The following is a 9,530-nucleotide window of genomic DNA, read 5'->3' as shown; positions in this document are numbered from 1 at the left end:
CCCCCCCCCCGCCGCCCCGACCGGTGGCGCGACGTGCAAAGGCCGCCGGGCCCCCGCGGCTCAGGGTCCGTCCGGGCGCGTGACCGTCGTGTCCGGGCCGGGCAGTGGCCGGCCGCAAGTCAGCGCGGTCGTCTATCCCCGCCCGGAGGGCCACTTCAAGCTCTGGTCCCAGTGGGGGCAGGGCGTGGTGCTGCCGGACGGCCGGTTCCTTTCGGCTGCCGGCACGCATGACGGCGTCGACGGCAACTCCTACGTCTTCGTGTTCGACCCGGCCACGGGATCGCTCACGCGCATCGCCGACGTGCTGACCAACGTGCCCCACCAGCCGGGCGCCTGGGGCTACGGCAAGATCCACGCCCAGCTCGTCCCCGTCGGGTGCGACGCCGTCCTCTTCGCCACCTACTGGGGCGACCGGGACGGCCTGATCTACGCCAACGGCTACACCGGCGACCATCTGCTCTCCCTCGACCCGTGGACGTATGCCGTCACCGACCTCGGTGTGCCCGTGCCGGAGCACGGCATACCATCGCTCGCGGGCGACGGCGCCCTCGTCTACGGCGAGGCGGTGGACCCGCGCGGCCGCACCGACGGCACGAAGAACGACGTCGGCACGTTCTTCGTCTTTGATCCCGCGACCCGCAAGGTCGTGTACCGCTCGGATGACCTAGGCCACACCGGCTTTCGCAATATTGCCGTGATGAGAGACGGCACGGCGAATGTCGCGGGGCCGGGCAGCTCGCTGCTGCGCTACTCCGTGGGCGGCGAGCTGGCCGAGAGCGGGGCGAGCGCCCCGGCGGGCTGGATGCGCGCGAGCACGCGCTCGACGTCGGACGGGAGCGTGTATGCCGTCAGCCGCGCGCCCGAGCGCTTCTTCGCGATCCACCGCGACGGCACGGTGACGGACCTCGGGCCCGCGCCAGGCTATGTCGCCTCGATGGCGCTCACGGCCGACGAGCGCGAGATCGTGTTCGTCCCCGACGCCCACGGTCTCGCCTGGGAGAAGAAGACGCCCCTCATGGCCTTCGACCCGGTCACGCGTTCGTCCCGGACGATCGTCGAGCTGGAACCCCTGGTCAAGGACAAACTGGGTCTGGTGGCAGGCGGCAGTTACGGCGTCGCCGTCGACCAGGCGACTGGCCGGATCTTCGTCGGGCTCAACGCCGGACCGACCACGGACAACCCGTGGGGTGAGGTCGTCCTCGCGGTGGTCGAACCGTGACCGGCCAGACACGACCCAGCCTGCTCCCGGCGGCAGCCGTGCTGGCACTGGCAATCACCATGGCCTCCTGCTCTGACGCACCGCGCGAAACAGATTCCGCGACAAGCCTTTCGACCCCAGCCGCCCGGTCTGCTGCCGCGAGTTCCACGCACGGTTCGGCCTCCCCGACCACGTCGACCACCGTGCGCCAGGAGTCGGCGTTGACCGTCTGCTGGTCGGCCCCGGCCGAGCGCGGGTCCCTCGGCCTGAAGGATGTGACGGCCACTAGCGGCCTCGACGCCGAGTTGACCGGGATGATGGTCCACGCCATGGCGACCGGCGATGTCAACGGCGACGGCTATGCGGACATCTTCGTCGGGAGCTTCGCCGACCGTCCCGCCAGCGAATACTCGTTCCGCGGTGCAACGGGAGCGGCGCCCGATCGGCTGCTCCTGGGATCGGCCTCACGTTTCCATGTGGACGAGGCGTTCCCGCCGATCCGTGGGCGTACCGCCGGCGCGACCTTCGCGGATCTCGACGACGACGGCGACCTGGACCTGGTGCTCAGCCGCAACCCCCGGCCCAAGTCGAATGCCGAAGCGCCGAGTGTGGTCATGCGCAACGACGGTGGCAGATTCACGCAGGCGACCGTGCTCGACACGACCCGCGGAGGACGCTCGCTTGGGGTGGCGGACCTCGACGGCGACGGACGGCTGGACCTGATTCTCTCCGAGGATAAGTGGACCGGGGCCTCGTCGGTGCTGCTGCACAACGACGGCGGGCTGCGGTTCTCCGACCACACCGTCCAGGCCGGCCTGCCGCGGGATATCTACGCGCTGGGCGTGAGCGCGGTCGACCTCACCGGGGATGGACTGGCGGACCTCTTCTTCTCCGGATCGAACCGCCTCTTCCTCAATGATGGCGACGGCAGGTTCACCGAGGAGACTGCGCCCGAGTTCACCTGGCCGGTCTACGGCAACGAGGACGATGTGGCCGGCGTGGCGGCGGGCGATCTGAACAACGACGGCCGAGTGGACCTCGTTCTGGGACAGCACTACAACAGCACCCTCGACGACAACCGGCGGGTGCCGGTCCGGGTCTATCTCAACGAGGGGAAGTCAGCAGGGCGAGCCTTGACGTTTCGGGACGTCACGGCCGAGGCCGGATCGCCCGGCCTGCCGACGAAGGCGCCGCACGTCGAGATCGCTGACCTCGACGCCGACGGCCGGCCCGACATCGTCACGTCCGCGGCCTCGGCCGGCAAACCGGTGATCCTGATGAACCGGACCGAACAAGAAGACGCTCCGCGCTTCCGGCCCCTCGAACCTGTCCAGGCGCCCGGCCAGCCGACCTATTGGGTCACCGGCGCCACGGTCGACACCGACCACGACGGCCGGCTCGAACTCTTCCTCGCAGAGTGGTATCCCGAGCGCTCGTCGCGCCTGTGGGAGGTGAGAGGCGCTGGCGGGCATTGGGTTTCGGTGGCCAGCCGTGCCGGGACCGTCGTCTCCGCATACCCTCCCGGACTCGCGGGCGACGCAACGAGCCTCCTGGGCCGACAGGAGGTCGTCGCGGCCACCGGATTCGGCGCCGGGAGCCAGCAGGTGGCACGCTTCGGCCTCGGCGCCAAGGCGGCGGCTGACATCACCGTCGCTGCGCCGGGCCGGGCACCCGTGACTTTCAGCAGGGTGAACGCCGACACCTTCGTGGACCCGGCCGGTCGATGCCGCAACTGATCCGGCGGTGCCCCGTGTCCCTCGTGATGACGACTGTCGCATCCAGAACCCCGGGCTTACCCATCGGCTGGTCGCACGCAAGACGGAGGTAACGCGCGAATCAGGGGGCGCCGTCGAAGGCCACCGCCCGGGCTATCCGCTCGTGTGAACTGGCCCGCAGCGGGGGCAGGGCATCGAGGTCGAACCAGGCGACGGCGGTGTTCTCGCCGTCGATCGGCTCCCGGTCGCCGCTGACATAGGTGCATGACCTATCGCCGAGCGGCGCCGGCATACGCCCGATAGAGCGCGTGGGCCGCGACGGCGCACAGCAGGTGCCAGAGCGCGTGGCCCTGCAGCAGCGAGTGCGGGTGGCACCACCGGCTGCCGGTCTTGGCCTGCGTCCAGATCGCGAACGCGAGCGCGAGCGAGCCGCCCGCGGCGAGCATCCAGCGGCGGTGGAGGCGCGGCATACGGCCTTCTGCGGCGCGGCGATCCAGGGCCACCTCGACGCCGATGGCGACGGCGAGTGTTGCGGCGAAGGCCGCATTCCCCGAATGCATGAACAACGGCACTCCCCCGCCGCGGAAATAGGCGATCTCCTGCGCGAGCAGCGCAGCGAGGAAGATCCGGGCGAAGGAGGACAGGTCCGGGCACCGCAGCAGGCGAGCGACGGCATACGACACAGCGAAGGACGAGACGAGGAACATGCTCGTCAGGTCCAGATCGCCGCCGATCCGCGACTGTGTCGCATGCATCGCCGCGCTGCCCGGACCCAGCGTCACGACAAGCAGCGCGAATGCCGCCGCCAGGCCCCGCGGCATACCCTCGCCGCGCGCCCGCTCGGCATCGCGCGCGGGGCGTGAGGCATGCCAGGCGATCGCCAGCCCGGCAAGCACGAAGCCGGTGTTGCTCACGGTATTCGCCGGCTGCGCCATCCAGCAGTCGCGGGCCGCCTCGCAGAAGCCGGTGCCGACGCCAGCGTCCGGGCCGAGCCAGCCGCCGCGGGCGGCGAGGACCAATGCGCCGGAGGCGAGGAGGGCCCAGGCGAACGCGACTATTACCACGCGCGCAGGCTAATGCGGGCCTTGCGCTCTTGAGCATTTCGAGTGTTTTGCGGATCGCACCTCACCCCAAGGGGTGAAATTGAAGTTGCCTGATCATTATCTCCCACAACGGTTTTGCCGTCTGCTGTCATCGATGTGGACGCCCGGCAACCACCGGGCGCAAAGGTTCCCGGCAGCCCCTGCCGGATGCTTCAAGGAGATCGCATGATCAACCGTGACAACGTTGCCTCCATCCTCGGCAGTGACGTCTACGACGCCGACGGCGACAAGATCGGCGGCGTGGGCCAGGTTTACCTCGATGACGCCACCGGTGACCCCTCGTGGGTGAGTGTCTCGACCGGGTGGTTCGGCACCGCGCAGAGCCTCGTGCCCCTCTCCGAGGCGTCGTATGACGCGGACGGCGGCCTGCGGGTCCCCTACAGCAAGGACATGGTCAAGGACGCCCCGCGCGTCGAGGACGACCAGCACCTCAGCCCCGCTGAGGAGGAGCAGCTCTACTCCTACTACTCGCGCACCGACTACAACGACTGGGACGGCCGCAGCTTCGACGCGACCGACGACGACGTCGCCCTGGCCGGCACCCGCCGCGACGTGGACGTCGACCGCGACGTGGACGTCGACGTGAACCGCCGTGGCGTGGACGTCGATGTCGACCGCGATCGTGGCCTCGACGTCGACCGTGACCGCGACCTGTCGATGACCCGCTCCGAGGAGCGCCTCAACGTCGGCAAGGAGCAGGTCGAGGGTGGCCGCGTGCGGCTGCGCAAGTACGTCACCACCGAAGAGCAGCACGTCACCGTGCCGGTGCAGAAGGAAGTCCTCTCCGTCGAGCGGACCCCCGTCGAGGGCGACGCCCGCGCCGCCGGCATCATCGGCGACGAGGGCGAGCAGGTCGAAGAGGTCGTCCTGCGCGAAGAGCGCCCGGTCGTCACCAAGGAGACCGTGGCGGTTGAGAACGTCGCCATCAACAAGGACGTCGTCACCGAGCAGCACGACGTGACCGAGACCGTCGCCAAGGAGCACATCGAGGTCGAGGGTGACGGCGTGGACGTCGACGGCAACCGCGTCGGTGACCTCAACCGCGACTACGACCGCGACCGTGACGGCGACGACCGCAGCCTGTGGCAGAAGGCCAAGGACGCTGTCGACCCCGACCGCGACGGTGACGTCGTCGAGACCGGCGGCGAGCGCCGCATGGCCGACAACGAGGGCCTGGTCGACAAGGCCGCCGACAAGGTCGACGGCAACCCGCGCACCTGATCCGGTGCGGTGACCGGCGCCGCCCGGTCAACCCAAATAGCCAGCGGTCCCCCGAGTGACGGGGGGCCGCTTGCTTTCGGTGATTGACGCTTGTCTGGTCCTGCCCCCAGCCGATAGCTGCCGTCTTGGGGGGGCCGAGCAGGTCACGGGTGTTTGCGCACCACACCCGATCTGGCACTAACCCCCAGGCCCCGTTCCGGGTTCGCCCCAGCATCGCCGCCTCAAGTTGCAGTGAGGGGAGCGTCATCCATTGGGAGGACTATTTCCACATTCGGCTGCGCGCCGACGTGGGTCGTGCCATTCTCCAGACAACCCGAGTGATTTCGGTGCTGGCGATCGGGAAAGCGGGTGGGTTTCGTGTTAGCGGCCCTGATGAATTGGTGGGAACGCTTTTGGCAAGTAAGCCAAGGCGGTGAGGACGAGCGTGTGCGGACCTTCCTGCTGGCCGTGGTGTCTCTGGGGACGTTCGTGGTGCTGGTGCGGGCGGCTCTGCAGTTCTACCTCTACCGGCCAGTGATGGCTGTCCTCTCCGGTCAGTTGGCGGACCTTGGAGAGCAGAAGGTCTCGCCGGAGAAACTGTACCCACTGATGTTCCAGGTCTACAGCGCCCGGAAGAAGTCCGAGCGCGAACGCGCACAAGACGACGCGCAGCTGCCCGCCATGGCCGCGGCCTACTCCCATCGACTCCCGGCGTCGCACGCCTGGCTGTCCGAGGAATTGCTAAAGAAGGGGCGCTCTCCCGCCGAGTTGCGGGGATGGTTGGATCAGGCCATCGACGTCGTCGAGGACCTTGGCCTAGACCAGGATCGGCAGGCGCTCAAGACGCTGCGCAAAGTGACGTGGCTGGCGTACGTGCTCAGCGCGTTCCTGCTGCTCTTCGTGACCGTCTTGGGCAACCCAGGTCCGGCCCTCATGGGAGCCGCCGGCGGGCTCATCAGCCGTCTGCTGCGGTTCTTCCGAGGCCGGGGCTCAGCCCAGGACGACAACTTCGACTGGCAATTCCTGATTCTCACCCCGTTGGTCGGAGCGCTCAGCGGCCTCGCCGGTGTCTTACTCGTCGACATCGCCGGCAATTGGGGCCTCATGGGCTCGGCCGTCTCCGGCGTCGTCTGGTCGGCGCCGTCGATGAATCCGACGACGGCGCTAGTGGCCCTCCTCTTCGGCTTTTCCGAACGACTCCTGGACCACGCTGTCAAGGTGGTCCAGACCAAATTCGGGGAAGGTTTCGATGAGTCGAAGGAGCAAGCAGGCTCCGGGGGTGCGCAGGAAGTACGACCCCCGGGCGAGACATCGGTCGCGGTCGAGACGGCCGTGGATCCCGATCTGGTGGCCTTGCCCATCAAGGCCACATCCGCTTTTGGCGGCATCTTCCACGAACCGGGCTGTTCGTACTACGACGCCACCGTGGCAGATGCTCGATTTGCCACGGCCGAAGCCGCAGAGGCCGCGGGCTATCGCCACGGAGTCGACAACTAACGAGGCCGTGCCTGTCCGCGAGCGTGCGGTCGTCTGCATCCTGGCTGGTCCTCGCCTCCGCTGTGGCCAAGAAATCCGCCCCGGGAAGCAGGCATGACGCCAGCCGACCGTCGTTGCTGCGCCTTCCCGCGGGACGGCATGACCCACGCTGCGAATCGAAGGAGCACGCGACTAGAGTCGGAGCATCCGGTATGCGGTGCGGCAGGGCTGCGCTGCATACTCCCGTCGTCGACTCGAAAAGGTTGAGAAGCACTGTGAGTACTCCCGTCAAGGTCGCCGTCACCGGCGCCGCCGGCCAGATCGGCTACAGCCTCCTGTTCCGTCTCGCCAGCGGCGCGCTGCTCGGCCCGGACACCCCGATCGAACTGCGCCTGTTGGAGATCACCCCCGCGCTGAAGGCGCTCGAGGGGGTCGTCATGGAACTCGACGACTGCGCCTTCCCGACCCTCGCCGGCGTCGAGATCGGCGACGACGCGACGAAGGTCTTCGACGGGGTCAACCTCGCCCTCCTCGTCGGCGCCCGCCCGCGCGGCCCGGGCATGGAGCGCGGCGACCTGCTCGAGGCCAACGGCGGCATCTTCGCCCCGCAGGGCAAGGCGCTCAATGAGGTTGCGGCAGAAGACATTCGCGTGACCGTCACCGGAAACCCGGCCAACACCAACGCGCTCATCGCGATGTCGAACGCGCCGGACATCCCCCAGTCGCGGTTCTCGGCCCTGACGCGGCTCGACCACAACCGCGCCATCTCCCAGCTCGCCGCCAAGCTCGGCGTGCCGGTCACCGAGATCACAAAGATGACGATCTGGGGCAACCACTCGGCGACGCAGTACCCCGACCTGTTCCACGCCGAGGTCTCCGGGCGCAACGCGGCCGAGGCCGTCGGCGACCAGGACTGGCTGGCCAACACCTTCATCCCGACCGTCGCCAAGCGCGGCGCGGCCATCATCGAGGCGCGCGGGTCCTCCTCCGCGGCGTCCGCGGCGTCGGCCACGATCGACCACGCCCGCACGTGGCTGCAGGGCACGCCTGAGGGCGACTGGGTGTCGATGTCCGTGGTGTCCGACGGCTCCTATGGTGTGGCCGAGGGGCTCATCTCCTCCTTCCCCGTGACGGTTGCCAACGGCGAGTGGTCGATCGTGCAGGGCCTAGACATCGACGACTTCTCCCGCGGCAAGATCGACGCCTCCGTGGCCGAGCTGGCCGAGGAGCGCGAGGCCGTCAAGGAGCTCGGCCTCATCTGAGCCTGGCGTGTCTGCCCCGGTACCTCGCGTCCGTGGGAACGGTTGCTAGCGACCGTTCCCGCGGACGCGCCTGTTGGGCGGGCGTCTCGCAGCGGATCAGGATGCTGTCGCTGTCGGTGCTGACCCGGGCCTGCCGGCCGCCGAGGTCGGCCAACGCCTGAGCGAGGTTCGGCGTCTTGTCGAGGAGATCGCGCGTGGCGGCGCTGAAGGTCGCCCCCGCGCCGCCGCTGCCGGCGTGCCAGTTGATGCGCACCCGCGTGTGGGGCGGCACTCCCTCGACGAGGTCGGCGACCAGGCGCCGGCACAGGTCGAGACTCTCGTCGCCGCCCGTCACCGCGTCGGTGGGGCTGGTGTCGACGACATCGATGCGTATGCCGCGCGCTCGCGCCCGCGCCAGAGTGGCGGCGAGCGCCGGGTCCACCAGGTCGGGTGCGGCCAGTTGGTCGCGGGCGGCCGCCTCCAGGTCGGCCAGTTGATCCCGCAGCGCCGGGGTCAGCCGGCCGCCGCCGGCGATGAGCTGCAGAGCCGAACCGATGCTCGCCTGCAGCGCCTCGGTGCGACGGTCGTCCTCGAGCGCACGCTCCTCGCTCACCGCCGTCGCCAGACGTGCCTGGATGTCCTCGGCCATCGCCTCCGCCGTGCGGACATACGCCGAATCGAACGCCGTCCGCACCAACTGGCCGGCGGCAGCGGTGGTGATCAGCACCGGGACGGGACCGACCAGGCACTGCCAGAAGCTGCGGCCGGCCAGAGCGTCTGCCACCATGCAGACCAGCGTCGCCGCGCCGGCCAACGCCAGCCCGGCCCAGGGCCGGAACCGGAAGGCCATCGCGCCCACAGCCGGGGTGAGCGCGCCCAGGAACCAGTAGCGCCACGACTCCGGCGCCCCCTGCGGGATCGTGCCGGCGAGCGCGGCGATCGTGACCACCGCGAGGACGGCAAGGGGCACCCAGTTCCAGTCGCTCGGGGTGAGCAGGGTGGTGGCGACCGTCAGCCCGGCGAGGACGACGGTGGCGGCCACCGTCAGGCTGATAGCGGGGCTCAGTCGCCACTGGTCGATGGCGAGAAAGACGTTGAGCAGGAAGGCGATTGCGCCGACCACCATGATCGGGGCGAACAGGCCGAGCTGCCAGGCTTGGGAGGCGGCGGTGGGGCCCGCGGCCGACCAGTCGAGCCGGACCTCGGTGCCGTGCTGGGGCGTGCTGCGCACGTGGGCGTGGCCACCGACGGCCCGCATCCGGGCGACGATGCTGGTGGCGATGCCGGCCCTATGGCCCGTCTCGGAGACGTGGAACCCTCGCCCGGGATCGGTCACGGTCACCGTGGCACGGGTGGGGGTGAGTATGCCGTGCAGCACGGCCATGCGCTGTCCGGAGTGCCGCTGGACGTTGGTCAGCGCTTCGCGGGTTGCGTCCCGCAGAGCCAGCCGCACCTCCGGGTCGGGGACGTCGCCGGTGACATCGACCGCCACCTCGAGCCCGAGGCGTTCGGCGTGCTCGCGCCAGATCGCGGCCAGGGCCCCCGGGCGCGGCTGCGTCGCGCCCGTCAACGCCGTCAGTCCCGTCGCGGCCAGCGC

8 protein-coding genes are annotated in these 9,530 nt (G+C 69.6%); 5 read left to right on the top strand and 3 right to left on the bottom strand.

Annotation, left to right across the window (positions count from 1 at the left end; translation table 11 throughout):
- Positions 1–1,219 (top strand): NHL repeat-containing protein (locus BN11_RS05485; protein ID WP_235435376.1); only part of this gene is annotated, 1,219 nt, incomplete at its 5' end.
- A gap of 200 nt (positions 1,220–1,419) precedes the next feature.
- Positions 1,420–2,934, top strand: coding sequence for an FG-GAP repeat domain-containing protein (locus BN11_RS05480; RefSeq protein ID WP_162213168.1), 1,515 nt, complete (start codon positions 1,420–1,422; stop codon positions 2,932–2,934).
- Between the two features lie 100 nt (positions 2,935–3,034).
- Here BN11_RS05480 and BN11_RS22430 read toward each other — a convergent pair whose 3' ends face one another.
- Together BN11_RS22430 and BN11_RS05475 are read right to left on the bottom strand one after the other, a co-directional pair.
- Complete coding sequence (locus tag BN11_RS22430) at positions 3,035–3,205, bottom strand: NUDIX hydrolase (protein WP_157043984.1); 171 nt, start codon at positions 3,203–3,205, stop codon at positions 3,035–3,037.
- Entirely contained in the window at positions 3,183–3,977 is a 795-nt protein-coding gene (locus BN11_RS05475; RefSeq protein ID WP_201329222.1) for a ceramidase domain-containing protein, read from the bottom strand. Before BN11_RS05475 ends, BN11_RS22430 begins: the two co-directional genes overlap by 23 nt.
- 204 nt (positions 3,978–4,181) lie before the next feature.
- On the opposite strand from BN11_RS05475, the gene BN11_RS05470 reads away from it, so the two are divergent.
- From BN11_RS05470 to BN11_RS05460, 3 genes are all read left to right on the top strand, one after another.
- Positions 4,182–5,237, top strand: a complete 1,056-nt coding sequence (locus BN11_RS05470; RefSeq protein ID WP_048695491.1) for a DUF2382 domain-containing protein — start codon at positions 4,182–4,184, stop codon at positions 5,235–5,237.
- A 426-nt stretch (positions 5,238–5,663) separates the two neighbouring features.
- Positions 5,664–6,713, top strand: coding sequence for a sunset domain-containing protein (locus BN11_RS05465; protein ID WP_048695488.1), 1,050 nt, complete (start codon positions 5,664–5,666; stop codon positions 6,711–6,713).
- Between the two features lie 254 nt (positions 6,714–6,967).
- Complete coding sequence (locus BN11_RS05460) at positions 6,968–7,954, top strand: malate dehydrogenase (protein ID WP_048695485.1); 987 nt, start codon at positions 6,968–6,970, stop codon at positions 7,952–7,954.
- On the opposite strand, the gene BN11_RS05455 is transcribed toward BN11_RS05460, so the two are convergent.
- Positions 7,947–9,530: ATP-binding protein (locus BN11_RS05455; RefSeq protein WP_048695482.1), on the bottom strand; the 1,584-nt coding region annotated here is incomplete at its 5' end. The genes BN11_RS05460 and BN11_RS05455 overlap by 8 nt on opposite strands.

It is taken from the genome of Nostocoides australiense Ben110, assembly GCF_001050535.1.
GTDB lineage: Bacteria > Actinomycetota > Actinomycetes > Actinomycetales > Dermatophilaceae > Nostocoides_A > Nostocoides_A australiense.
The sequence above is the reverse complement of the archived record's forward strand: the minus strand, read 5'-3'. Positions and strand labels throughout refer to the sequence as shown.

Coding starts and splice junctions, on each gene's coding strand:
- BN11_RS22430 (WP_157043984.1), bottom strand. CDS start 3,205: ATGCCGGCGCCGCTCGGCGATAGGTCATGCACCTATGTCAGCGGCGAC.
- BN11_RS05470 (WP_048695491.1), top strand. CDS start 4,182: ATGATCAACCGTGACAACGTTGCCTCCATCCTCGGCAGTGACGTCTAC.